Origin of the sequence: uncultured Bacteroides sp., assembly GCF_902491285.1 — a bacterium.
Taxonomy (GTDB): domain Bacteria; phylum Bacteroidota; class Bacteroidia; order Bacteroidales; family Bacteroidaceae; genus Bacteroides.
Genome location: NZ_CABUHK010000025.1, coordinates 13,044 through 38,717 on the forward strand (window position 1 = coordinate 13,044; position 25,674 = coordinate 38,717).

At 42.3% G+C, this 25,674-nt stretch carries 18 protein-coding genes, 1 tRNA gene and 1 pseudogene; 12 read left to right on the top strand and 8 right to left on the bottom strand.

What is annotated here, in order from left to right; all coding sequences use genetic code 11:
• Positions 1 to 219 precede the first annotated feature (219 nt).
• A tRNA-Phe gene (locus RDN93_RS08570) sits at positions 220 to 292 on the bottom strand.
• Between the two features lie 203 nt (positions 293 to 495).
• Here RDN93_RS08570 and RDN93_RS08575 point away from each other — a divergent pair.
• Complete coding sequence (locus tag RDN93_RS08575; protein WP_308745119.1) at positions 496 to 1,752, top strand: HAMP domain-containing sensor histidine kinase; 1,257 nt, start codon at positions 496 to 498, stop codon at positions 1,750 to 1,752.
• 93 nt (positions 1,753 to 1,845) lie between these two features.
• On the opposite strand, the gene gadC is transcribed toward RDN93_RS08575, so the two are convergent.
• Positions 1,846 to 3,492, bottom strand: coding sequence for a putative glutamine/gamma-aminobutyrate antiporter GadC (gene gadC, locus RDN93_RS08580; protein ID WP_308745120.1), 1,647 nt, complete (start codon positions 3,490 to 3,492; stop codon positions 1,846 to 1,848).
• Between the two features lie 217 nt (positions 3,493 to 3,709).
• On the opposite strand from gadC, the gene RDN93_RS08585 reads away from it, so the two are divergent.
• Positions 3,710 to 4,492, top strand: a complete 783-nt coding sequence (locus RDN93_RS08585; protein WP_308745121.1) for a potassium channel family protein — start codon at positions 3,710 to 3,712, stop codon at positions 4,490 to 4,492.
• A 107-nt stretch (positions 4,493 to 4,599) separates the two neighbouring features.
• On the opposite strand, the gene glsA is transcribed toward RDN93_RS08585, so the two are convergent.
• Both glsA and RDN93_RS08595 read right to left on the bottom strand, forming a co-directional pair.
• On the bottom strand, positions 4,600 to 5,565 hold the full coding sequence (gene glsA, locus RDN93_RS08590) for a glutaminase A (RefSeq protein WP_308745122.1): 966 nt from the start codon (positions 5,563 to 5,565) through the stop codon (positions 4,600 to 4,602).
• A 7-nt stretch (positions 5,566 to 5,572) separates the two neighbouring features.
• Positions 5,573 to 7,018, bottom strand: coding sequence for a glutamate decarboxylase (locus RDN93_RS08595; protein ID WP_308745123.1), 1,446 nt, complete (start codon positions 7,016 to 7,018; stop codon positions 5,573 to 5,575).
• Between the two features lie 242 nt (positions 7,019 to 7,260).
• On the opposite strand from RDN93_RS08595, the gene RDN93_RS08600 reads away from it, so the two are divergent.
• Positions 7,261 to 8,484 carry an MFS transporter gene (locus RDN93_RS08600; RefSeq protein WP_308745124.1) on the top strand — a complete coding sequence of 408 codons (1,224 nt, stop codon included), beginning with the start codon at positions 7,261 to 7,263 and terminating at the stop codon, positions 8,482 to 8,484.
• 4 nt (positions 8,485 to 8,488) lie between these two features.
• The gene (locus tag RDN93_RS08605; RefSeq protein ID WP_308745125.1) at positions 8,489 to 9,403 is read left to right on the top strand and encodes a DMT family transporter; all 915 of its coding nucleotides are present in this window, start codon (positions 8,489 to 8,491) and stop codon (positions 9,401 to 9,403) included.
• Positions 9,404 to 9,457: 54 nt separating this feature from the next.
• Here the strand turns inward: RDN93_RS08605 and RDN93_RS08610 are convergent, their stop codons facing one another.
• The 3 genes from RDN93_RS08610 to RDN93_RS08620 all read right to left on the bottom strand — a co-directional run bounded on the left by RDN93_RS08610 (position 9,458) and on the right by RDN93_RS08620 (position 11,699).
• A complete protein-coding gene (locus RDN93_RS08610; RefSeq protein ID WP_308745126.1) occupies positions 9,458 to 9,850 on the bottom strand; it encodes an HIT family protein in 393 nt (130 codons plus the stop codon).
• Between the two features lie 51 nt (positions 9,851 to 9,901).
• Complete coding sequence (greA, locus tag RDN93_RS08615) at positions 9,902 to 10,366, bottom strand: transcription elongation factor GreA (protein WP_308745127.1); 465 nt, start codon at positions 10,364 to 10,366, stop codon at positions 9,902 to 9,904.
• Between the two features lie 181 nt (positions 10,367 to 10,547).
• Positions 10,548 to 11,699: a DUF4369 domain-containing protein gene (locus tag RDN93_RS08620; protein ID WP_308745128.1), complete on the bottom strand. Its 1,152-nt coding sequence runs from the start codon at positions 11,697 to 11,699 to the stop codon at positions 10,548 to 10,550.
• A 196-nt stretch (positions 11,700 to 11,895) separates the two neighbouring features.
• Here RDN93_RS08620 and pnp point away from each other — a divergent pair, with 196 nt between their 5' ends.
• From pnp to RDN93_RS08650, 6 genes are all read left to right on the top strand, one after another.
• Positions 11,896 to 14,022 carry a polyribonucleotide nucleotidyltransferase gene (gene pnp / locus RDN93_RS08625; RefSeq protein WP_308745129.1) on the top strand — a complete coding sequence of 709 codons (2,127 nt, stop codon included), beginning with the start codon at positions 11,896 to 11,898 and terminating at the stop codon, positions 14,020 to 14,022.
• A 145-nt stretch (positions 14,023 to 14,167) separates the two neighbouring features.
• The gene (locus RDN93_RS08630; RefSeq protein WP_308745153.1) at positions 14,168 to 14,728 is read left to right on the top strand and encodes an RNA polymerase sigma-70 factor; all 561 of its coding nucleotides are present in this window, start codon (positions 14,168 to 14,170) and stop codon (positions 14,726 to 14,728) included.
• 105 nt (positions 14,729 to 14,833) lie between these two features.
• On the top strand, positions 14,834 to 15,775 hold the full coding sequence (locus RDN93_RS08635) for a FecR domain-containing protein (protein WP_308745130.1): 942 nt from the start codon (positions 14,834 to 14,836) through the stop codon (positions 15,773 to 15,775).
• A gap of 250 nt (positions 15,776 to 16,025) precedes the next feature.
• The gene (locus RDN93_RS08640) at positions 16,026 to 19,343 is read left to right on the top strand and encodes a TonB-dependent receptor (protein ID WP_308745154.1); all 3,318 of its coding nucleotides are present in this window, start codon (positions 16,026 to 16,028) and stop codon (positions 19,341 to 19,343) included.
• 19 nt (positions 19,344 to 19,362) lie between these two features.
• On the top strand, positions 19,363 to 20,985 hold the full coding sequence (locus RDN93_RS08645; RefSeq protein ID WP_308745131.1) for a SusD/RagB family nutrient-binding outer membrane lipoprotein: 1,623 nt from the start codon (positions 19,363 to 19,365) through the stop codon (positions 20,983 to 20,985).
• Between the two features lie 327 nt (positions 20,986 to 21,312).
• Positions 21,313 to 21,996 carry a hypothetical protein gene (locus tag RDN93_RS08650; protein WP_308745132.1) on the top strand — a complete coding sequence of 228 codons (684 nt, stop codon included), beginning with the start codon at positions 21,313 to 21,315 and terminating at the stop codon, positions 21,994 to 21,996.
• Positions 21,997 to 22,233: 237 nt separating this feature from the next.
• Here the strand turns inward: RDN93_RS08650 and RDN93_RS08655 are convergent, their stop codons facing one another.
• Positions 22,234 to 22,527, bottom strand: a complete 294-nt coding sequence (locus RDN93_RS08655; protein WP_308745133.1) for a hypothetical protein — start codon at positions 22,525 to 22,527, stop codon at positions 22,234 to 22,236.
• Between the two features lie 207 nt (positions 22,528 to 22,734).
• Here RDN93_RS08655 and RDN93_RS08660 point away from each other — a divergent pair, with 207 nt between their 5' ends.
• Positions 22,735 to 23,214: a helix-turn-helix transcriptional regulator gene (locus tag RDN93_RS08660; RefSeq protein ID WP_308745134.1), complete on the top strand. Its 480-nt coding sequence runs from the start codon at positions 22,735 to 22,737 to the stop codon at positions 23,212 to 23,214.
• 726 nt (positions 23,215 to 23,940) lie between these two features.
• Positions 23,941 to 25,657: pseudogene (locus RDN93_RS08665) on the top strand (ATP-binding protein).
• Positions 25,658 to 25,674 lie beyond the last annotated feature (17 nt).

The window sequence follows — 25,674 nt, forward strand, 5'->3', positions numbered from 1 at the left end:
CAAAAGTATGTTTTTGCTCCTAAAAATGATTGGCGCAAATTATTGTAAATGAGTGAAATATAGTGCAATCGGTGGTTTTCTAAAGGGACTCTGAAAAAGCCACCGAATGGGACATTTCCAGATACTCGAATCGGCTAGAATTTGCGTATTGGAGTATAAAAGAAAACCCATTGAAATGACTGAATTTCAATGGGTTCCGAGAAATTACCGAATCGATAGTGGTGCCACCAGGAATCGAACCGGGGACACAAGGATTTTCAGTCCTTTGCTCTACCAACTGAGCTATGGCACCTTTCTCGTTTGCGGGTGCAAAGATAAGTATATTTTTTAATACCACAATAACTTTGAAAGAAATTTTCGTCAATTTCTGGTATAGGAAAAAATAGTAGCAGTTTTTAGTGAAGAAATATGTAGATAAATGCTGATTTTATGGTGTATATTTCATACTTTTACACAGTAAAAACAATTCAAGCAATATTAAAATCTTCTATTATCATGGCGGCATTAACTGTTTTTGTCATAGCTGTTTTAGCAATATTTCTCATTTGTGTGCTACTGAAGTTCCAATTAATCCGGAAAGAAATACGTGCCAAAGAGGCGGAGCTCGATAAAGTCGGAATCCCGTCCATGATTCTACAGAATATCAATGCTTACTTTCTGTTGATTGATAGAGATTTTGTGGTTAGCGATACCAATTATTATTCATTGAACGGCCTTTCGGCTCCGGTAGACGGGACAATCAAAAGAGTTGGGGACTTGCTGCATTGTCGGAATGCGATTGCGGCAGGCGAGTGTGGCAAGCATGAACAATGCAAATTTTGCTGTGTCCGTACAAATATCAGTAAGGCATTCCGTGACAAAACAGACTTTAAAAAATTGGATGCTTCCATGAGATTGCTGAGTGAAGACGAAAAGAAAGTGATTCCTTGTGATGTGTCGGTTTCGGGGACGTATCTGGAAATTGGTGGTGAGGATTATATGGTACTGACTGTTTATGATGTGACGGAGTTGAGAAATATGCAGCGACTGTTGACTATTGAAAAAGAACACTCCATCTCTGTCGAGAAGTTACAATCTGCCTTTATATCCAATATGAGCCACGAAGTGCGTACACCGCTGAATGCTATTGTCGGATTTTCCGGTTTAATCGTGTCGGCTGCCAGTGAAGAAGAAAAGAAGGTATATGCCGACATTATCACAGAGAACAATGAACGCTTGCTACGTCTTGTCAACGATATTTTCGACCTTTCGCAAATAGAAGCGGGGGCGGTGAATTTCCAATATTCGGAATTTGACGCAAATGATTTACTGCGGGAACTGGAGGGAGTCTTTAGAATGAAGATGAACGGGCAGTCTGCAGTAAAACTGGTTTGCGAGGCGCAAGTACAACCGATTATGCTGTATTCGGAACAGCAACGTATTATTCAGGTGGTGACGAACCTGTTGCATAATGCGATGAAATTCACAGAATCGGGCGAAATACGTTTTGGTTGTCATATGGAAGGTACGGAAGATGTGCGTTTTTATGTGTCCGATACGGGTATCGGCATACCTGAAGAGGAACAGGATAAGATATTCTCGCGCTTCATTAAGTTAGATCGTGAAGTGCAGGGGACAGGGCTTGGACTGGCGCTTTCGCAAACGATTATCAAGAATTTAGGTGGGAGTCTCGGAGTGGATTCCGAATTGGATAAAGGTTCCACTTTCTGGTTTATACTGCCACAGGGCATACAGCAAAAGATACAGGGATGAATCCGTCTTTGGATAAAAAATAATCCCGCTTTGGCTTTTTCGAATAGCTGAAGCGGGATTACTTTTTTCATAAACAGGATGTACGCTTAGTCTTTATGATTTAGGTGCATCCTTATTCGTGTCTCCGCTTCCCGAAGACGCTTTACTTGAAGCGGAACTTCCGTTCGAAGCAGTGGGACTGCCTGATGGAGTAGCGCTTGAAGCGTTGGTATGGGAAGTTGTGGTACTGGGGGCGGCTGTACTTGCAGTGGTGCTTCCGGTAGCTACATTAGCAGTAGCAGGTTGAGCCTGTACTTCCCAGTGGAACGGTTCGAAGTTAGAGTTAGGATCTACCCAGGACGGTTTCTTGGAAGCGTAGATGATGAACGGAGCAACGACAACGATGATTGCACCGATAATCAGTACGGAGAACCAGACAGTATTGCTACCTGTAGAAATCTGGCTGGGCGGAATGAAGCTGAGGATAAAGGCAAGCAATGAACCACAGAATCCGAGTCCGCCGACGAACCACATCAAACCGTTACCGGATTTACCGATACGGAACGGACGGTTCAGCTTTTTCATCTTATAACGCAGTGCGATAGCTCCTGAGAACATCAGCAGATACATGATAAGGTAAAGAATAACTGTCAACTGTGACAGAATCTGATAGAAACTCTGTACGGAAGGCATTACTACGAACAACAGGCTTAATACGGTAACAGCGATACCCTGTACGAACAAGATATTCTTCTGTACACCCAGCTTGTTTGTTTTCTGGAAGAACGGGGGCATATAACCTGCCTTACCTACGGCAAAGATACCTTTTGACGGACCGGCAACCCATGTCAATACACCTGCCAATACACCGAATGCAAGGGCAATGGCGATGATGGGTGACAACCAGGAAGCGTGGATATACTTGAAGTAGTTGTCAAAACCGACGAGCAGGCTCTGAGTAAGGTTGATGTCTTTTGCAGGGATGATAACACCGAGTGCGAAAGTACCGAGAACGAAAATAAGAACAGTGATAAGTGCACCGATAAATACTGCCTTCGGATAGTTCTTGGATGGGTTTTCTACGTCTTTCACGTGGATACCGCCCATTTCCATACCGGCATAAAACAGGAAGATACTGGCGGCAAGAACGACATTGTCAAAGTTGGTAAAGTCAGGGAAGAAACTGCTGTCGAAGTTCATGTTGGACTGTCCGCCGGTTGCCAGGTAGATGATACCCAGGATAATCAACAAGGCAGCCGGGATAATCGTACCGACCATACCGCCGACTTTGGCTACTTTACCAACCCAGCTCATACCTTTCAGAGAAATGAAAGTTGCCAGCCAGTAAATGATAAGTACCACGACAAGAGTGTAATACTTATTGTTAGCCAGTGACATGTCATGTGCGTCATTCATTCCGATAAAGGCGATGGATACGGCACCGAAGGTTAATACTGTAGGATACCAGATTGTACTCTCAATCCATTGTACCCAGATGGCAAGGAAGCCCAGTTTCTTACCGTAGGCTTCGCCTACCCACCGGAACACACCACCTTGCTTATCCTGAAACATAGCCGCCAGCTCTGCTGCGACGAGCGATGTAGGAATCAGAAAGACGATAGCTGCGAAAAGATAGTAGAAGGCCGAACTCATTCCGTATACGGCCTCGGCTGGTAGTCCACGCAATGATACTACTGCCGTAACGTTCATGATAGCGAGGGTAAACACCCCCAGCTTCACTGCATTTTTAATATTTGCCATAAGTTAAGGTTTTAAGTGAAAAATATTTTAAAGTCAGTGATATAACAACATTTTGCGTGAGATGTTCCCGCAATATCTTTCAAAGTTCGTTAATTAACATCGTAAAATCGAATATATTGTACCCTCAAAATGGCTTGTCACGAAACAATCGCTTTCTCTGATTGTTTCTACACATTATACATTATACAAGAATCATTTTATTATAAACTAAGTAGTTATGAAATCAGCACTTTCGGATTTTATCTTAGGGAAAAAGGGGATTTATGGCATTCTTCACCTTATTATATTAGTGATGTCCCTTTTTCTGGTTATCAGTATTTCTGTGGATACTTTTAAAGGAATTCCTTTTTATACACAGTCGTCGTACATGAAGACTCAGTTATGGATTTGTCTTTGGTTTCTTTTCGATTTTGTACTGGAGTTTTTCCTGGCAAAGCACAAAGGACGTTATTTACGGACACATTTCATCTTCTTGCTGGTAGCCATCCCTTATCAGAACATTATTGCCTATTACGGATGGACGTTTTCTCCGGAGATTACTTATTTTCTCCGTTTTATTCCTTTGCTGAGGGGCGGATATGCGCTTGCCATTGTGGTCGGCTGGCTGACGTACAACCGGGCTTCGAGCTTGTTTATCTCTTATCTGACTATGTTGTTGGCAACGGTCTATTTTTCCAGTCTTGCGTTTTTCGTGCTCGAACATAAAGTGAATCCGCTGGTTCATGGGTATGGAGATGCCTTGTGGTGGGCATTTATGGATGTGACTACCGTCGGGTCGAATATAATTGCGGTGACGACTACCGGTAGAGTGCTTTCCGTACTGTTGGCAGCTCTGGGTATGATGATGTTCCCGATTTTTACAGTCTATATCACGAATCTGATTCAGGAATCCAACAAACGGAAAAAGCAATATTACGAAGCACAAGAAGAGCAGAAAAAGGCTGCTGAGCAGAAAGCGGCTGCAACAGAGAAACCTGCGATACAAAATACGCAAGGATGATGATATTCGCCAAAGCCCTCAAGTATGAGCTTTTGGCCGGATAAGGGGAATGGAAAAAGGTTACTATCGCGGGATAGTAACCTTTACTTTTTTATCAGGAAAGTCTTTTAGTCGACAATGGTGATATGATTGTGACCGAATACATTCAGACCCAGTTTGTTCATGATGTATTGGATAGCCAACTGCGCTTTTACAGAGTTACCCGAACCATCCAAAGGAGGAGCGAATGCAGCGATACCGAATTGTCCGGGCAATACCCCCATTACGCCGCCACCTACACCTGTTTTTGCAGGGATACCGGAAGTGTACATCCAGTCGCCGGTATGTTCGTAGAAACCTACTGCGGCAATCATGGCAGTGATTTTTGGAGCCAGACTGGCATCGAACACCTCCTTCTTGGTTACAGGGTTTACACCGCCGTTGGCGATTGTTCCGGCTGCGATAGAAAGTTGCAGTGCGGTAACTCCCAGTGAGCACTGGCGGGTATAAAGGTCTAACGACATATCCGGGTCGTCATAGATACGGTTGTAGTTTTTCAGCAGCCAGGCGATGGAGCGGTTGTTGAAGTTCGTATCCGATTCGGACTTGTACAATTCATCAATCAACTGGGGAGCGCTACCGCACAAGTCGGTTATGTTTCCTACGATGGCATCCCATTTCTTCGCAGCATCACCGATAGGCTCTACCATGCTGCAGGCAGAAATGGCACCGGCATTTACCAATGGAGTGGACGGATGGTCATTCTCCAGTAAGATGGCGATGATTGAGTTGAAAGGCAGGCCCGTTGCATCGGCCCCGATCTTGTCCAGGATTTCCTTGGCGCCATATTGGCGTAATGCCAGAATTGCCGTATGTACTTTGGATACGGATTCTATGCCGAAGCGGTAGTCGGTGTCTCCTACATGGATGGTTTGCCCGTTGAGCAGGCAGACACTGATTCCAAAGAGATCTTTATTGACATTTGCCAGGTAAGGGATATAGTCGGCGTTCTTGCCGCCGGTATTGGTTTTTACCTGGTCGTATGCCTCCTGTACCACTTCTTTCAATTGAGCGAGTGTTACTTTTTTATCCATAGTTCTTTTATTTTTTTACTGTTTTGTGACGGCGGCCGCCATGGTTGAACATCTTGGTTTCTACCGGCAGATTCTTGTCCTGTGCCATACGGGTAGGAGTCGGATATTCCAGCTTTTCGAGTTCTGCGATAGCGTTGTTGATGTCACCCAACAACATATCTGCCATGTCGCGGCTGAATCCTTGACGGACAACGACACGCATTACTACATAACTTTCCAGTTTGGAAGGCAATGTATAAGCAGGAACCATCCAACCGTGCTGAGACAGTTTGTCTTGCAAATCGTACAAAGTCCATTTGGCTGTTTTGGCATATTCCGGTTTCAAGTACCAGATGAACAACGGGTTCACAACCTCTTCGGAGTAGTTGACGAACGGAACCATCTTGGCGATTTCGTCATGGATGTATTTGGCAATCTGCAATGAGTTGTATTGTACTTCCTTGTAACCCTGGAATCCTAAACGGATAAACTGGTAATATTGTCCGAGAATCTGGGCAGCAGGACGGGAGAAGTTCAAACCTACCTGAGTGATGTTGGCGCCCAGATAATTTACGCTGAATGACATCTCTTCGGGCAGATATTCTTTACCTTTCCAAACGACCCAGCCGAGTCCCGGATATACCAGACCGAACTTATGACCGGATACGCTGATAGAAAGTACCCATTTCAAACGGAAGTCCCATTTCTTTTCCGGATAAAGGAAAGGAAGGATGAAACCACCACTTGCGGCATCTACGTGGATAGGAATGTCATAACCGGTCTTGGCATTGTAAGCATCCAGTGCTTTGTCCAATGCTTCAACATCATCGTTCAGTCCTGTCCATGTAACACCTTGGATAGGTACGATACAGATTGTGTTTTCGTCACACATCTTCAAAGCTTCTTCGGGGTCGAGAGTGGTTTTATCGAGAGTCAAAGGCACTTCACGCATTTCGATCTGCCACAACTGTGCGAACTTTTCCCAAACAACCTGGAAACCTGTCGAAATAACAAAGTTCGGTTTATCGAATGGTTTGCCCTGGGCTTGTCTTTTCTTGCGCCAGCGCAACCAGGCAGCTACACCACCCAGCATACAGGCTTCGGAAGAGCCGATGGCCAATGCTCCGGTTTTCCAAGTATCTTTTTCAGGAGAGTTCCACAAGTTGGCAACTATGTTGATACATTTGCCATTCATTACTGCGATACGCGGATACTCTGTCTCATCAATGTAGTTGATATTGATGGCTTCGTTCATCAGTTTGGTGGCATATTCATCCATATAGGTGGTTACGAAAGTAGCCAGATTCAAACGTGGCTGAGTCTGGGCGAATGTTTCGTCTTTAACCATTTGGTAGGCAACTTCAGGAGTCGTTGGTCCATCAGGGATTTTCTCTACCGGAGAGGGTTGTAACATTCTGTCTGAACCAAATACATCGGTTTTTGCATCACCTTTTCTGAAATTTAAATCTTCCATACTTAATTTGTTTTTTTAAAGGTTTAGGACGATGGGGATTTTCCCCGTCGAATTTCCCACAACAACAGCAGATGGATTTGAAAGTTTTCGGCTTTTACATTATTTGGCGTTTATTAAGGGGGAGGTTTTTTCTCATCTGCATAAGGCCGGTTGATAAAATATAAAACCGTAAATAATACGCTTTGAACTTTATATGGTGAGTATTGTTTTCTTCAAACCTGAACTTTTTAACGAATAAGCATATGAAAATACAGACTGGACGAGGAACAATTCCTCTTATTACTTTAATTGCCATTTGGTCTATTTCGGCATTGACCTCACTGCCGGGGCTGGCTGTCTCGCCGATATTGGGTGATCTGACGAAGATATTTCCAAAAGCTACGGATTTGGATATACAGATGTTGACCTCGCTGCCGTCACTACTTATTATTCCTTTTATATTATTGGGTGGTAAACTGACGGAAAAAGTTGATTATGTCCGTATCCTGAAGATTGGACTCTGGCTTTTTGCGGCAAGCGGCATTTTATATCTGATTTCCAATAAAATGTGGCAATTGATTGTGGTAAGCGCTTTGCTTGGTATCGGTTCCGGACTTATTATCCCTTTATCTACCGGATTGGTCTCCCGCTATTTTGTGGGAACTTATCGTGTGAAGCAATTCGGATTAAGTTCTGCCATTACCAATTTCACACTGGTGATAGCCACTGCCGTGACCGGTTATCTTGCAGAAGTCAGTTGGCATTTACCATTTTTGGTTTATCTTCTTCCTTTAGTTTCTATCCTGCTGGTCGGGCATTTAAAGACGAACCAGCCGGGGACGGATACGGTTGATAGTGGCGGTTCAACGTCGGGACAGCCTGCCGTAGATATCGGAAAGAGCAAGTATGGCATCCATCTCAAACACTTGGTACAGTTGATGCTTTTTTATGGAGTGACAACTTACATTGTGCTGGCTGTTATTTTCAATTTACCATTTCTGATGGAGAAACATCATTTTTCCAGTGGTAACTCAGGGCTGATGATTTCGCTTTTCTTTCTGGCGATTATGGCGCCTGGATTTGGGCTGGATAAGATTGCAGGCGTATTGAAAGAGCGGACAAAAGCATATAGCTTGTTGGCAATGGCTTTGGGGTTATTGTTGATTTGGATAGCTCCGATAGAGTGGCTGATTGTTCCGGGGTGTATTCTTGTCGGTTTGGGATATGGTGTCATCCAGCCCATGCTTTATGATAAGACCACCCATGTTGCATTGCCGGAAAAGACAACTTTGGCATTGGCATTTGTAATGATGATGAATTACCTCGCCATTCTGCTTTATCCTTTTATGGTCGATTTTTTCCAGTGGATATTCCACACCCAGTCTCAGGAATTTCCTTTTATCTTTAATCTCCTGATTACGGTAGTAACCTTTTTCTGGGCTTACCTGCGGCGTACTACCTTTTTGTTTAATGATCAACTGAAATAAAAAAATGAAGAATAAGAAACTGGAGGCCAATCTGAGCATGGCTGTCTCGAAAATTTTTAGCGGTTTGAATATGAATGCCTTGAAGTTCCTTCTGCCTTTGTGGATGAGTCCGCTGACAGGGGCAACACTTCGTTGCACATTTGCAGCAGTCGCTTTTTGGGTAATCGGATGGTTCATGCCACCGGAAAAATCATCGGGCAGGGACAAATGTTTACTCTTTTTGTTAGGGGCTTTGGGACTTTATGGCTTTATGTTTCTTTATTTGGCGGGGTTGAGCAAAACAACCCCTGTCTCCAGTTCCATATTCACCAGCCTTCAACCTATCTGGGTATTTCTTATTATGATCTTCTTTTATAAAGAGAAAGCGACGGCAAAGAAGATAATCGGTATCTCTATCGGACTGGTCGGTGCGTTGGTCTGTATCTTGACGCAACAGAGTGATGACTTGGCATCCGATGCCTTCACCGGAAATATGCTTTGTCTGGCTAGTTCCGTAGTCTATGCTGTCTATCTGATTTTGAGCCAGCGTATTCTCACGGCTATCGGAGCGATAACTATGTTGCGGTACACATTTTCCGGTGCGGCCGTATCCGCTATTATCGTGTCGCTGATTACAGGTTTCGATGCTGCTGTGTTCTCTGTACCGTTTCACTGGATGCCTTTCCTGGTTCTGATGTTTGTCCTGATTTTCCCGACTACCATAAGTTATATGTTGCTTCCCGTTGGTCTGAAGTATCTGAAGACAACAGTGGTGGCCATTTATGGTTATTTGATTCTGATTGTGGCAACCATCGCTTCTCTTATTTTAGGGCAGGACCGTTTCAGTTGGATGCAGACGTTTGCTATCATTTTTATTTGCATCGGGGTATATTTGGTGGAAGTTGCCGAGAACAAGGGGAATAAAAGTCCCTCAGTGTGAAACAAAAAAAGAGCGTCCTTCACAGAACGCTCCCGTTTATTTCATCATCATGTTTTATAGAGAGGAGTTGATTGCTTGCGCTATGGACTTGAATTCTTCATCCGACAGCTTCAGCTTCGGATTCGAGAACAACATATCCGATTCCTTCTGAATAGGAATCAAATGGATGTGCGCATGAGGAACTTCCAGTCCGATAACAGCTTCGCCTACTTTCCGGCAAGGGAAAGCTTTTTCGATGGCACGGGCTACTTTTTTTGCAAATACATGCATTGCAGCCAGATCTTCATTGCTCAAATCGAAAATGTAGTCTACTTCCTGTTTGGGCACCACCAGTGTATGTCCCTTTACCAGTGGGTTGATATCGAGAAATGCAAAAAACTTGTCGTTTTCCGCCACCTTGTAGCAGGGGATTTCGCCTGCGATGATTCTACTGAATATTGTTGCCATAACTTTTTGGGATAAAATAAGGCAAGTCTTATACGAAGACCTGCCTTAACGTTAAATGGATATGTTTACTACTTCCAATGCAATCTTACCCTGTGGAACGGTAATTTCTGCTATTTCACCTACCTTCTTGCCAAGCAGACCTTGTGCAATCGGGGTGTTGACGGAAATCTTTCCTTCTTTCAGGTTAGCTTCGCTTTCAGAAACGATGGTATAAATCATTTTCATTCCATTCTTTACATTCTTCAGCTCCACTTTATTTAAAATCTGTACGGAATCAGTTTTGAGTTTGGACTCATCAATGATTTTTGCGTCAGCGATCACTGTTTTCAGTTTGTTGATACGCATTTCCAACATACCTTGCGCCTCTTTGGCTGCATCGTATTCTGCATTTTCCGACAGGTCTCCTTTATCTCTAGCTTCGGCTATTGCCGCAGAGATCTTCGGGCGTTCCACTGTTTCTAGTTCTTTAAGTTCCGCCATTAGTTTCTTGTAACCTTCTTCTGACATATAAGCCATGATGTTTTCCTCCTTTAATTGTTTTAAATGGTCATATAAACAAAAAAGAATTCCAACATGGCACATGTTGGAACCCTCTTTTCATTATTTCTTTGCAAAGATAGCCTTTTAAGAGATACGTGTCAAGCGAAAAATGATGCTATGTAACATATTTAAAAGAAATATGCTAAATTATAACAACTTAGAGCAATGACTTGACAGCCGCTTCCAAGTCTTTGATATCTTCACCGCGAAGTTTCAATTCGTTGTTGCGGTTTATCAAAAAGACAGATGGAACCTGGCGGACATTATATACGGCTACGTTCGTAGAGTATACTCCGTTTCCATCGCGTACACATACCCACGGTAGGTTGTCTGCCGATGTTTTCCAGTAGTGTTCGTCCGCATCGAGAGATACCTGGTAGATTTCCAGTCCTTGTGAAGCGTATGTATTATATAGTTCGCGAAGCATCAGGTTGTGAGGTGCTCCGGCGGGCGACTGGAAAACGGAAAAGTCGAGCAATACGACTTTGCCTTTCAGGTCGGTCAGTTTGCGTACATTCCCTTTCACGTCGCGCAGGGCGATATCGATGATTCCGGTTTCTACAATTTTATCCTGTGGAATTTCCAGTGCTTTCGCTTGTGGCTGGCGTGTATTCTTCATTCCCTTGATTACAATATTATAAAGATTTTTGGAACGTACGGCATCGGGGAATGCATTGTTGAGGCTCGTGGCAACGGCTGCGAAGCACTTCACGTCATCTTTATTGTTCAACGGGTCGAATATCAGATAATTGTTGAGCTTTTGGAATAAAGCAAAGTAAGCTGCCGCCGTGTTGGGTGCGGCAAAAATATAGTTTACTTTTACATCTTCCTTATAGTTGTTGAGCAGTGTGACCAAGCTGTCTTCAAAGACATCGTGACCTATCTTGTTGCTGCGCAGTGCAGCCAGTAAATCGTCCACTTCTTTCTGAAGCCGGATTTGTTTCAGTGTCAATTCTTTTATCTTGTTGCTGTTTTCCGAACCTTCCACAGTGTAAGTAGTGGAGAAATCTACATACGGTGCTTTAATCAGGATTGTTTCGATGGAGTCTACAGAAAAGTTGATGACTTTGTCGTCTACCCGCAAGCGATAAAATTCGGGTGATTCGGGACGGGGTTGCTTGAAGCTGAATGTACCTTCCCCTTTCAGTTTTATCGAATCGAGCGGAATAATACCTTCCAGACCGGAAGCTTCGAGATAAAGCATTTTACCGTCGGCTCCTGATACATCCCCGTTCACCTGGAATTCAGGGCCGGAACTACAAGCTGTAATAGTAAGTGCGGCGAGCGCTGCAAAAGTAACCTTTTTCATATAGTGTGTGTTATTAACGAGATGCAAATATACTTCTTTTCGAGATTAGTCAAAGCATTTTGCTGTGTTCTTCATCCTAATTTTGAAAAAAAATCAGTTCGCCACTAACTTTTTACCTCATTTCCACCTAATTACCACGATAAATGTATATCTTTGCAGGAATTTTGAAAGAAAAAGTATAGATAAAACAATTTTTATGATTAACCCAATTGTTAAGACAATCGAGTTACCTGATGGAAGAACCATCACGCTCGAGACGGGAAAGTTGGCAAAACAGGCAGACGGTTCTGTAATGCTACGCATGGGAAATACCATGTTATTAGCTACTGTTTGTGCCGCTAAAGATGCAGTTCCCGGAACTGATTTCATGCCTTTACAGGTAGAGTACAAAGAAAAATTTGCGGCATTCGGCCGTTTTCCTGGTGGTTTCACCAAGAGAGAGGGTAGAGCTTCCGATTATGAGATTCTGACTTGCCGTCTCGTTGACCGTGCTCTCCGTCCTTTATTTCCTGATAATTATCATGCAGAGGTATATGTAAACATCATCCTCTTCTCGGCTGATGGTGTAGATATGCCGGACGCATTGGCAGGACTTGCAGCTTCAGCAGCACTTGCCGTTTCAGATATCCCCTTCAACGGACCTATTTCTGAAGTACGTGTAGCACGTATCGACGGGCAGTTCGTTATCAATCCTACTTTTGCACAACTGGAAAAAGCTGATATGGATCTTATGGTTGCCGCTACTTATGAAAATATCATGATGGTAGAAGGTGAAATGCAGGAAGTATCCGAAGCTGAATTGCTGGAAGCAATGAAAGTAGCTCACGAAGCTATCAAGATTCATTGTAAGGCTCAGATGGAGTTGACGGAAGAAGTCGGCAAAACAGTGAAACGTGAATATAACCACGAAGTGAACGATGATGAACTTCGTAAGGCTGTTCGTGAAGCATGTTATGACAAGGCATATGCCGTTGCCGCTTCAGGAAACAACAACAAGCATGAGCGTTTTGAAGCTTTCGAGGCTATCCGTGAAGAATTCAAGGCTCAGTTCTCTGAAGAAGAGTTGGAAGAAAAGGCTGCGCTGATTGACCGTTACTACCATGATGTGGAAAAAGAAGCAATGCGCCGTTCTATTCTTGATGAAGGTAAGCGTCTCGACGGTCGTAAGACTACCGAAATCCGTCCTATCTGGTGTGAAGTCAGTCCTTTGCCCGGTCCTCACGGATCTGCTATCTTTACTCGTGGTGAGACTCAGTCACTGACTTCTGTTACACTGGGTACCAAACTCGACGAGAAGATTATCGACGATGTTCTGGAACACGGAAAAGAACGTTTCCTGTTACATTATAACTTCCCTCCTTTCTCTACAGGTGAAGCGAAAGCACAGCGTGGTGTAGGTCGTCGTGAAATCGGTCACGGTCACTTGGCTTGGCGTGCTTTGAAAGGACAGATTCCTGCTGACTATCCGTATGTAGTACGTGTGGTTTCAGATATCCTCGAATCTAACGGTTCTTCTTCTATGGCTACCGTATGTGCCGGAACATTGGCATTGATGGATGCAGGTGTGAAGATAAAGAAACCCGTATCAGGTATCGCCATGGGATTGATTAAGAATCCGGGCGAAGAGAAATATGCTGTATTGTCTGATATCCTCGGTGACGAGGACCACCTCGGAGATATGGACTTCAAAGTAACCGGAACAAAAGACGGTATTACTGCTACTCAGATGGATATCAAGGTAGATGGTCTGTCCTACGAAATCCTGGAACGTGCTTTGAACCAGGCTAAAGAGGGACGTATGCACATCCTCAATAAAATCACAGAAACAATCGCTGAACCGCGTGCTGACTTGAAAGAACATGCTCCTCGTATCGAAACGATGACAATTCCAAAAGAATTCATCGGAGCAGTAATCGGTCCTGGTGGAAAGATTATCCAAGGTATGCAGGAAGAAACAGGTGCTGTGATTACTATCGAAGAAATTGACGGTATGGGTCGCATCGAAGTTTCCGGAACAAACAAGAAGTGTATTGATGATGCAATGCGCATGATTAAGGCAATCGTTGCTGTTCCTGAAGTGGGTGAAGTGTACAAAGGAAAAGTTCGTTCTATCATGCCTTACGGTGCGTTTATCGAATTCTTGCCGGGTAAGGACGGTTTGCTGCACATTTCCGAAATTGACTGGAAACGTCTTGAAACTGTTGAAGAAGCCGGAATTAAAGAAGGTGACGAAATCGATGTAAAATTGATTGATATTGATCCGAAAACTGGTAAATTCAAACTTTCCAGAAAAGTTTTGTTGCCAAGACCGGAGAAAAAGTAAAAAAGTGATAGCTTTTATATGACAAAGGATAGTCCGAAAACTAAGTTTTCGGACTATTTTTTTGTCTGAAATTTTGCTTTTATGGAAAACTTTCTGTTCTTTTGTATAAAAGAAAGAAAACACCAACCTTTAAAGCTAATGCGTGATGCACAAAACGAGTAATATCTCTTCTGTTCAACTTTTTTCTGAATTCTTTCATGAGAATCAGGAGAAGTTTTTGTCATTCGCCTATTCATACATCCGTGATAAGCAGGAGGCAGAAGACATATTGATGGAATCTATGATAACTTTGTGGGAAAACCGAGATAAATGGGAAGAAGATTCTAATTTGCACGCGTTGCTGTTGACGATCATAAAAAATAAGGCGCTGAACTATCTGGCACATCTGCAAGTCCGTCTTCGTGCCGAAGAAGAAATAAACACGCACAGGCAGCGTGAACTGGATCTTCGTATCTCTACATTGGAGGATTGTGAGCCGGATACTATTTTCAATGCGGAAATACAGCACATTGTGCAAAAGGCCTTGAAGCGGATGCCGGAACAGAGCCGGAAGATTTTTATGTTGAGCCGTTATCAAAATACTCCTAATAAAATAATCGCCGAACAGCTTGGGATTTCTCTTAAAAGCGTGGAGTTTCATATCACTAAAGCACTGAAAATTCTGCGTACCGAACTGAAAGATTATCTTATTTCTATTCTTTTATAAAAAAAGTCGCATTTTTCGTTAGGGTTGTCCAGGGTTGTCCTGTTTTATATATAGAAGGGGAGAAAAAGGCCTCTTATAAGTATTAACAGGAAAAAGACAATTCATATGACCCAAGAGTTATTACATAAATATTTTAAGGGCAACGCTACTGTTGAGGAAGAAAAGCGTATTCTTAACTGGGTGGACGAGTCCGAGGAAAACCGGAAGGCATTGCAGAAAGAACGTATGCTGTTTGATATTGCCCTTTTTACCGATACCAAAACCAACAGGAAGAGAGAGAAGGCGGCAATGGGCACTCGCATTTTACCTATGTTAAGGTGGAGTGCCCGCATAGCTGCTGTCATAGTAGTGGCAATCAGTTGCGGATTCCTGTTCAAGGAATACCATTACGGTAAGACAGCGCATCTGCAAACAGTGGCGGTTCCTGCCGGTCAACGGGCGCAGATCACTTTGGCAGACGGTACGAGAGTATGGTTGAACGCACAGTCCACATTAAGTTATTCCCATGATTTCGGACGTAATGAGAGGGATGTGGAGTTGGACGGAGAAGCCTACTTTGAAGTGGCGAAGAACAAAGAGATACCATTTAATGTAAACACGGAGACGAATCAGGTGAGAGGGGTAGGAACACATTTTAATGTATGCGCTTACCGGGGAAGCAATGAATTTACGACTACTTTGCTTGAAGGTATTGTCGATATCTACGCAAATGGCGGCGAACGTCCGCTCACTCGTCTGGGAGTGAATGAAGTTTTTATTTCCCGTGACGGAAGGTTCAGAAAGGAACGGTTTACAGATTTTGATTATCTCCGCTGGAAAGACGGGCTATACTGCTTCGATGATACTCCCTTTAATCTGTTGCTTGGCAAACTGGAAAAATATTATAAGGTGAAGATTATCGTGAATAATCCGAAAGTGCTGAATTATCGTTGCACGGGTAAGTTCAAGGATCAGGATGGTGTGGAACACGTACTCAAAGTGATTCAGAAAGATCATCCGTTCACTTATTCCATGAGTGCCGAAAAAGACAGCATCTTTATAGAATAAGAAATGAGCTCACATTAAATACATACCTTAGATTAGTACTAACCCTTAAAAGCATAAGAATTATGAATAACAGTCAATAACCCCGTTATCTGAAAAGAGAATCGGAAAGTACCCCCATACTTTCCGATTCGAAACAGTCAAAAATCGACCTTAATCAATTTATTAACTTAACACGTTGCAAAGATATGAGAAAAATTTCTTTGAAAGGGCTTTTTTGTCCAAAAAGTTTAGAATCTAAGCAAATAATACTATCACTTTATTCCTTCTTCTGTTCGTAACATTTCAAGCTTATTGTGAGAATGGATACTCTCAGAGTGCAAAAATCAGCATTCCCCGCTCGACGCTGAAAGTAAGTGAGTTACTCTCCAAGATAGAGTCACAGACCGATTACTTGTTCGTTTACAACAAACAAACAGTTGATGTAAAGCGGGTAGTTGATGTAGTTGCCGACAATCAGCCGGTAACCGAGATACTCGACCGCGCCTTCAAAGGTACGGGTGTCCATTATGTAATGGAAGGTAATAATATTGTGTTGACCAAGACTGCAGAGAATAGTGCATCCACACAACAACAAAAAATAATAACCGTAAAAGGTGTCGTGACTGATGCGAGAGGTGAAGTGATTATTGGTGCCAGCGTTGTAGAAAAAGGTACGACGAACGGGACGATTACCGATTTGGACGGTAACTTTACTCTCAAACTTCCCAGTGACGCTGTTATCAATGTTTCCTATGTAGGTTATCAACCGCAGAGCATCCCTGTCAACGGGCAGACGAATTTCAAGATAAAGATGGAAGAGGAAGCGATGGCTTTGGAGCAGGTGGTGGTTACCGCTATGGGTATCAAGAAGAAAGAAGCTTCTCTGACTTATTCTACCCAGCAAGTGGGAGGTGATGAACTTACCCGTGCTAAAGATCCGAATATGATTAATGCATTGGCCGGTAAAACCGCTGGTGTACAGATTACTAAAAGTTCTTCCGGACTTGGCGGTTCTGCAAAGGTTTCTATTCGCGGCAGCCGTTCTGTCAGCGGAAACAATCAGCCTCTTTATGTGATTGATGGTGTCCCGATGCTGAATGGTAGTAATGAACAGGCGTCAACGGCAATCGGTGGTACGGCGGATGCAGGTAACCGTGACGGTGGTGATGGTATCTCTAACCTGAACCCGGATGATATAGAAAGCATGAGTATTTTGAAAGGTGCTTCCGCTGCCGCTCTTTATGGTTCTCAAGCTGCCAATGGAGTTATCCTTATCACAACGAAGAAGGGTAAAGCGGGTATGCAGAAAGTAACATTCTCATCCAACCTGACTGTTGACCATGCGATTTGTTTGCCGGAATTCCAGAACAGTTATGCTATGGATCCTACTAACAAAAACGGATGGGGTGAAAAGAAAGCATTGAAAGACTACGATAATGCAGGTGACTTCTTCCAGAATGGAGTGACGGCTATTAACTCAGTATCGTTTATGACCGGTAGTGATAAGATGCAGACTTATTTTTCTTACGCCAATACAACTGCCAAAGGTATTGTTGAAAAGAATAAGATGCAGAAGCATAACCTCAACTTCCGTGAGACAGCCAATTTCTTCAATGATTATCTGAAACTGGACGCTAATGTGAACCTGATGACGCAAACAATCAAGAACCGTCCTACTTCCGGTGGTTATTATATGAATCCGTTGGTTGGACTATATGGTTTCCCCAGAGGTGAAGATATCTCCGAATATAAAACTGAGTTTGAACAATTTGATGCAAAGCGTAATATGAATGTTCAGAACTGGTATACTTCTTATCAGGACATGGAACAGAATCCTTACTGGATTACGAACCGTATCAATAGCAATGATAAACGTACACGTGTAATCGCTTCATTGACAGCCAGCGTGAAAATTACGGATTGGTTGAATATTCAGGCTCGCGGTACAGCCGATTATACGCACGACCAGTATCAGCAGAAAATGTATGCTTCTACGGCTCCGGCTCTTTCGGGACAGAATGGACGCTATATTGACTTGAATCATACCGAGACTCTGTATTATGGTGATGTTATGGCAATGTTCAATAAAACATGGGACGATTTCTCATTGAATGGAGCAGTTGGTGCCAGTATCAACAGTACCAATGTGAATTCTTTGAGACTGGATTCTAAAACAGCTTCCCTTTATTATCCGAATGTCTTTACAGTATCCAATATCAAGATGACGCAAGCTGCTTATATTGAAGAACTGATTAATCAACGAAGAGAATTGCAATCTATATTCGCTACGGCACAACTTGGATGGAAAGAGAGCCTTTACCTGGACGTAACTGCCCGTAACGACTGGTCGTCTACATTGGCCTTTACCGACCATAAGAGTTTCTTCTATCCTTCTGTCGGCCTTTCCTGGATTTTGAATAAGACCTTGAAACTTCCTGAATGGATTTCATTTGGTAAAATCAGGGGCTCATGGTCAAAAGTAGGTAACGACCTTCCTTTGTTTGTCAGTAATTCGATTCCCGGAAGTAACGATATTATTGGTGCCGGCGGCGCCATCGTTTCTTATGCAAGCGCACCTTTTAGCGATTTGAAGCCGGAGATGAGTACCTCTTATGAAGTGGGTACGGAATGGAAATTCTTCAATTATCGGTTGGAGTTTGATTTCACTTACTATCGTACGAATACTAAAAACCAATTGTTTACCTTACCTTCTTCAGCAGGTGCGGAATATAAGTCCTATCTGGTGAATGCCGGTAATATTCAGAATGAAGGTATTGAACTGACTTTAGGTGCTACGCCGGTGATGAATGATGCTTTCCGCTGGAAAACTCAATTTAACTTCTCAACCAATAAAAATAAGATTGTCGAATTGCATCCCGACTTGAAAACATTTGTTTATGGTGATGAAAGCTTCTCTTCTTCCTATTCCATGCGTTTGGTACAGGGCGGTTCGTTTGGCGACATCTATGGCAAGGCTTTCGAGCGTGATGATAACGGTCAGATAGTATATACTACGGATAAAGACGGTGATAAAGTGCCGAATGTGATTGGTGGTGGTAACACTGAAAAGGTTGGTAATTGTAATCCGGACTTTATGTTGGGTTGGAGTAATACCTTCACTTACAAAGGTTTCTCACTCTATTTCTTGATTGACGGACGTTTTGGCGGTGATGTATTGTCACAGACACAGGCAGAACTCGACCAGAGAGGTGTCAGCCTGAATACAGGTGATGCCCGAAATGCCGGAGCGGTTAATCTGGAAGGCACTTCTGTAAATCCGAGGAAATTCTATACGGCAGTCAGCGGTCGTGACGGATGTACGGAATATTATATGTATGACGCAACTAACATCCGCTTGCGCGAACTTTCATTGGGATACTCTTTCCCGCAATCTTTGCTTGCAAAAGCCGGTGGGGTATTCAAAGAAGTGCAGTTGTCCTTTGTAGCGCGCAACCTGTTCTTTATTTCGAAGAAAGCTCCGTTTGATCCGGATGCAGTATTGTCAACCGGCAACGATAATCAGGGTATTGACGTGTTTGGTATGCCGACTACCCGTAGTTTAGGTTTCAATGTTAAGTTTACATTCTAAAATGAGGAGGTTTTATATTATGAAGAATAATATCACATATATAGCTAGTTTACTATTAGGCGGCATGATCGGATTTTCGTCTTGTACAGACTCTTTCGAATCATACAATACCAATGAAGCCGGATTTAATAACGAATCCAAAAAGCAGGATTTTAATTATTACACGATTCCTTTGAGCATTGTACAGCAAGGTGTTTATTTTAATTATGATTGGGGAAGTGGCAAAAACTGGACTTTTCAGACCATGCAGAACCTTGGCTCGGACTTGTTCGCCGGATATGTTCATGATTTCAATCCTTTCAATGACGGCAAGAATAATAGTACCTATTACATGATGGACGGATGGAACGGTTCTTCATGGGACAATACTTATGGATATATCATGCCTGAAGTACAGAAATCCGAGCAGATAAATGAAAATATTAACTGGGGCTTTTATGGCATAACTAAAATCTTGAAAGTAGAGTTGATGCATCGCATATCCGACCTTTACGGACCGATTGTCTATACCCAGTTCGGCTCTAAAACCGGTTCAAAACCTGATACCCAACAAGAGGCTTATACAGCGTTCTTCAAAGATTTGGATGAAGGCATTGACAAGATACGTAAGTTTGTGGCTGATAACCCGGGTATGGAAAACTTTACCAGCTTCGATGTCTTTATGCCTGAAGGAAAGAAGAACTATGCCCAGTGGATTAAGTTTGCCAATTCTCTTCGTCTGCGTCTGGCTGTACGTCTGTCAGTCGTAGCTCCTAAGACTGCTGCCGCTGAGATTGAGAAAGCAATGAATCCGGATGCAGGTGGATTGTTGGAAGCTAATAATGACATTGTTGCTGTTTCCACTGCATTGGGCTTTACAAATCCGTTTGGAGAAATCAACAAAGGATGGGGTGAAGTATTTTTGAATGTCAATCTGGAATCTTACATGAAAGGTTATGAGGATCCTCGTTTGGAGAAATATTTTGAAAAGGCGGAAGGGATAAAAGATGAAACGAGTGTTATAGCCTATGCTGGGACTTATAAGGGAATCCGTCCGGGAACCGGTTTTAGCCATAAGAACTATGCCAAACATTCCAAAAGTACCATCTCGCAAACAACGAGTGCAGTGCTGATGACTCCTGCCGAAATATGGTTTCTTCGTGCTGAGGCCGCTTTGAGGGAATTTACAACAGAAGATCCGAAAGATTGTTATGAAAAAGGCGTGAGAGCTTCTTTTGCCCAATGGGGAGCTGATGGAGCGGATAAGTTTCTGGCAAGTGATAATGTGCCTGCGGATTATAAAGATGCGTTCAATGCGGAATATAATGTGAAGGCTGCCGGTACGATTACGCCGAAATGGGATGAAGGAGCAGAGCCTGCTGTGAAGTTGGAACGTATCATCACTCAGAAATGGCTGGCAATGTTTCCTGAAGGTTGTGAGGCATGGACAGAGCAACGTCGCACCGGATTTCCTAAGTTATTTGAAGTGATGGTGAATCAAAGTGGCGGTACGGTAGATTCGAAAATCGGTCCTCGCCGTTTGAACTTCTTTGTAAGTATTAAGACCACTAATCCGGAACAGTATCAGCAATTGCTGGATGCTTTGGGTGGAGCAGACAATTGCGGTACACGTCTTTGGTGGGATACCGGCCGGAATTTTTAAGAGTTGAAAATAGTTTATAATTATAGGTATAACTTTTTTGATCCAAACATGTTTTCTCCGTGTATTAGGAAATGAAGGGAGAAAGATTGCGGGGGAGCGAAGTCGAGGGGGCTTCGCTCCCTTTTTTCTGTAATATTCAAGGTGAGCTGTGGATATGGCTACTTTTTTATCATTTCATATTTTAATGGGTATTATTAATAGTGATATGATTAGAATTGTACTAATTTATTGGTGGATTTAAAGAGAAATGACAATTTTATTTGTATATATACTTCTTTTTTTTAACTTTAAGGCGATATGATATATGTTGTTTATAAAATTAATGCCATGAAGAAATATTTTGTAAAACAAGTTTTTCTTATCTTTATGCTTAGTTGCTTTGTTAGCTGTACTAACGATGAGGTTTTGTATGATGTCTCTAAAGCGAATGTTATTAAGGATGATATCGAAAGTCTAAAAAAGGTAACTACTAGTTTTCGGGTGAAACAGGTCGATGCTATTTTAAAAGAATATCAGTTGGACGGTATTGTGAATTATCAGACTATTATTCCTGAGGAAAAACTTACTTTTGATGAAGAAAATAGCTTACGTATATATTGTGAGTCAGTGAAGAAATATATGGATATATCTATATTTGGACATGGTAATATTGACTATCAGTATGAGGCTGATGAACGTGGGGGGATGTGGATTGGAAGAAGAACTTCATCAGCCCCATGGATGACTGAATTTTTATGTGCTGTGTCTTGGACGATTAATGGTAGTGCACTTAGTGATGTTATTACTGCATTTACTCCTAATCTTCAAAATACTTGGTATACACCTGATGAAGTTACTAGAGATTGGTCCGAGCCTTACCCAATACAATGGAGAGAATCCGGTTTTCTTTATGATAGTGCTGGCATTTTTATTGCTGTTGTGTATATAGGTGGTCAGTTCGCAGAAAAATCTACTTCTGGACCAACTGGAGAAGCTATTTGCAATATAGATATTATAGGTTTGGGAGGATAATTTATGCCTTACAATAGACCTTTGTGTTGTATACAGTTAATTATGAAAAGGGAAATTGGGGTAAAGTTAGGGGTGTATCTTGGAGGAGATAAAAAGGTTAGTTCGTTTTTTGAATATTTAAAGGAGTTATAGCTTATTGGGAAAAAAGAACGTATCAAAAGACGGTGTCTACTTCCTTTTGGTACGTTCCTTTGAAATAAAGAACTGGTTAGGGTATTTATATATAGGACTAAGGATTTATTTTTTAGTTAGATGTTGAGTGAATATTTCTTCTGATTTATAGTCTTCTGCGATCTGTTTTATCCGTTCATTGGTTTGGTTTAATATCTCATACAATTCTGTTTCATCGAAACAATCTCCCAGTTCTATGGCAGGTGTCAGAAAATCAGGTCTGTTATCTCCTTCTTTCTCATGGATTATAATTACGATTTTTCCTTCTTGATTCGTGGAAAACAAAATGCCGTGTTTTCGGATTAACTCAATAAATTCTTTTACGAACTTATATTCTTTTCTTGTTAATATTCTTTCCATGGTTTTCTGTTTGTATGTTGTTTGCTGCAAAGTTCGTGTTTTTTTCTATAATCAGGCTGTTTGGAAGTATTCATTTTATTACTTTTGACCGGTAGTAATATTCCTTTTATCCATATTATCACATCTATTCGTTTTTTTCGTATATTTGCTTCGAGCGAAACTTTTCATTTGTATATTTGTTGGATTTTAAAAAGAAAGAAAATAAAAATGGAAACAGAAGAATTGACAATTGGGAGAGTCCATCACGGACGCAATATACGTCGTACCCGTATTGAAAAGAATATGAACCAGGAAGGTTTAAGTGAATTGGTACACCTTTCACAACCTGCTGTCTCTAAATATGAGAAGATGAGAGTGATTGATGATGAAATGTTGCAGCGTTTTGCACGGGCATTGAATGTGCCTTTCGATTATCTTAAGACTTTAGAAGAGGATGCACAGACGGTGGTGTTTGAGAATAATACGGTAAATAATAACGATCAAGGTTCAGGAGGAGCAAATATTAATATTGGTACTGTGAAATCCTATACAGAAGATAGTGACAGTAGCAGCGATAATCGAGTTAACAATTTCAACCCTATCGACAAAATCACCGAACTCTATGAACGTCTTTTAAAAGAAAAGGATGAAAAGTATGCAGCTTTAGAACGTCGTTTGCAGCATATTGAGCAAGGTTTGCAGAAATAAGTTGAAATATAATCTCCCGATATTCTACCTAGGGAATTAAAAAGTGAAAATTTGCTGTCATCTGTCACATGTTTGTGCTTAAATGTTTGATTGTGAGTGAGTAATGATGTGATAGCGGTGTGTGACAGCACGGTGATGGCATTTTTGCTGTCACACCTCTTCTTCTCTTTCTTTTAAAAGCAAGTTCCAGGTTAGTCCTTTATCTGAAACTTTAGTTTCATCGGTAAGAAACTAGAGTTTCATAACTAAAGAAACAAAAGTTTCAAGTAACTGGAACTTTAGTTTCAAGCAGGTGAAACTTTGGTTTCAAACCTTTGAAACTAGAGTTTCGAGCCTTGAAACCAATAGTTTAAAGGCATGAAATGAATGTTCCCCTTATGGCTGAAAATATGAAGTTATGCAGGTTATGACTTTCAAGAAAGAGAAAAGAGAGGGAAGAAAGAAAAGGGAGACAAATGGTGACAGAACTTTTGCTGTCACAGTGCTGTCACGTACTGCTGTCACATCATTACTCGTTTACAATCAAATGTTTAGGAACGAATAAGTGACAGGTGACAGCAATTTTTCACTTTGTAATCCCCTAGTAGAGTGTTAGGAGATTATATTTCGTCTTATTTTTGCACAGTGACATTTCAACTTTCTTTCCCTTTCTTTGTTCTTTCTGCGGGAATGAGTTACTTTTGTACTATCCCACAATGGGTATGGGGACTAAAGAAAGGAACAATTATGGAAGAAGTAAAAAGAATCCCTTATGGTGTTTCCAACTTTGTGGAAGTGGTGGAGCAGACCCAATATTATGTAGATAAAACGATGTATCTGCCTTTGTTGGAAGAGCAACCCAGCAATTTGTTCTTTATCCGTCCCCGTCGTTTCGGCAAGAGCATCTTTCTGAGTATGCTTCGGGCTTATTATGACATCGTTCAAAAAGAAAAGTTCGAAAAACGCTTCGGCAATCTATGGATAGGTAATCGTCCTACGCGGCTGCAAGGGACTTTCCAAATACTTTATCTTGATTTCTCCCGAGTGGGAGGGCTTGATAGAACACTTGCCCAGAACTTTGATGATTACTGCTGCGGCGGACTGGATGATTTTGCTTCTACCCTATTATTATCCCGGCTTTGAAGAGGAAATGAAAGCCCAATACGGCACTACCAACAAAATTAACTTTCTGGATCGCAAGGCACGTAATAACGGGTCCAAGCTTTATCTGATAGTGGATGAATACGATAATTTCACTAACGTGGTGCTAAACGAGCAGGGCGACAAAGTCTATCATGCCCTGACCTATGCCAGTGGTTTTTACCGCGAAATATTCAAGAAGTTCAAAGGTATGTTTGAGCGTATCTTCATGACGGGCGTCAGCCCTGTGACACTGGATGACTTGACTAGCGGATTCAATATCGGTTGGAATGTCAGTACCGATCATCAGTTTAACATGATGCTGGGATTCAGCGAGACTGATGTACGCGAGATGATCCGGTATTATAAGGATGCCGGACAGTTACCGGGCAATACGGATATAAATGCGATGATAGAGGAAATGCGCCCGTGGTATGACAATTATTGTTTTGCCAAAGAAAGTTTGGAGCGCGATCCGAAGATGTTCAATTGTGACATGGTGTTCTATTATCTGCGTCATTATATGACTTTGGGCAAATCTCCCAAAGAAATGATTGACCCCAATACCCGCACGGACTACAACAAAATGAAGAAACTCATCCGGCTGGATAAGTTGGACGGTAACCGTAAGGGCGTACTGCGCAAAATCACAGAAGAGGGGCAGATTGTCACCACGTTAGTGACTACCTTCCCCGCTACCGATATAACCAAGCCGGAGATTTTCCCCAGTTTGCTTTTCTATTATGGCATGCTCACCATTACCGCCACCTACGGGAAGCGTATGGTGCTAAGTATTCCCAATAATAATGTGCGTAAGCAATATTATGAATTCCTGCTGGAAGAGTATCAGGACAGAGAACATATCAATTTGAATGATTTGGCAGACTTGTTTGATGAGATGGCTTACGAAGGTCATTGGCGTGAAACGATGGAATTTATCGCTCATGCCTACAAGGAAAATTCTTCCGTGCGAAGTGCCATCGAAGGCGAGCGCAACCTGCAAGGCTTTTTTACTGCCTACTTGAGTACGAATGCCTATTACCTGATAGCTCCGGAAGTGGAATTGAACCACGGTTATTGCGACTTATTCCTGATGCCCGACTTGGTGCGTTATGATGTGAAGCATAGCTATATTATTGAACTGAAATACCTCTCCGCCAAGGACTCGGAAGAGAAAGCCGAAGCCCAGTGGCAAGAAGCCGTAGAGCAGATAAAAGGGTATGCTGTCGGTCCTAGGGTACGCCAGATGGTGCACGACACTGAGTTACATTGCATCGTGATGCAGTTTCGCGGATGGGAGTTGGAACGGATGGAAGAAGTTTGACATAATCAATAACATTG

Coding starts and splice junctions, on each gene's coding strand:
- RDN93_RS08585 (WP_308745121.1), top strand. CDS start 3,710: ATGAAATCAGCACTTTCGGATTTTATCTTAGGGAAAAAGGGGATTTAT.
- RDN93_RS08645 (WP_308745131.1), top strand. CDS start 19,363: ATGAAGAATAATATCACATATATAGCTAGTTTACTATTAGGCGGCATG.
- greA (WP_308745127.1), bottom strand. CDS start 10,366: ATGGCTTATATGTCAGAAGAAGGTTACAAGAAACTAATGGCGGAACTT.
- RDN93_RS08620 (WP_308745128.1), bottom strand. CDS start 11,699: ATGAAAAAGGTTACTTTTGCAGCGCTCGCCGCACTTACTATTACAGCT.
- RDN93_RS08595 (WP_308745123.1), bottom strand. CDS start 7,018: ATGGAAGATTTAAATTTCAGAAAAGGTGATGCAAAAACCGATGTATTT.
- RDN93_RS08605 (WP_308745125.1), top strand. CDS start 8,489: ATGAAGAATAAGAAACTGGAGGCCAATCTGAGCATGGCTGTCTCGAAA.
- gadC (WP_308745120.1), bottom strand. CDS start 3,492: ATGGCAAATATTAAAAATGCAGTGAAGCTGGGGGTGTTTACCCTCGCT.
- RDN93_RS08660 (WP_308745134.1), top strand. CDS start 22,735: ATGGAAACAGAAGAATTGACAATTGGGAGAGTCCATCACGGACGCAAT.
- pnp (WP_308745129.1), top strand. CDS start 11,896: ATGATTAACCCAATTGTTAAGACAATCGAGTTACCTGATGGAAGAACC.
- RDN93_RS08575 (WP_308745119.1), top strand. CDS start 496: ATGGCGGCATTAACTGTTTTTGTCATAGCTGTTTTAGCAATATTTCTC.
- RDN93_RS08600 (WP_308745124.1), top strand. CDS start 7,261: ATGAAAATACAGACTGGACGAGGAACAATTCCTCTTATTACTTTAATT.
- RDN93_RS08630 (WP_308745153.1), top strand. CDS start 14,168: ATGCACAAAACGAGTAATATCTCTTCTGTTCAACTTTTTTCTGAATTC.
- RDN93_RS08655 (WP_308745133.1), bottom strand. CDS start 22,527: ATGGAAAGAATATTAACAAGAAAAGAATATAAGTTCGTAAAAGAATTT.
- RDN93_RS08650 (WP_308745132.1), top strand. CDS start 21,313: ATGAAGAAATATTTTGTAAAACAAGTTTTTCTTATCTTTATGCTTAGT.
- RDN93_RS08610 (WP_308745126.1), bottom strand. CDS start 9,850: ATGGCAACAATATTCAGTAGAATCATCGCAGGCGAAATCCCCTGCTAC.
- glsA (WP_308745122.1), bottom strand. CDS start 5,565: ATGGATAAAAAAGTAACACTCGCTCAATTGAAAGAAGTGGTACAGGAG.
- RDN93_RS08635 (WP_308745130.1), top strand. CDS start 14,834: ATGACCCAAGAGTTATTACATAAATATTTTAAGGGCAACGCTACTGTT.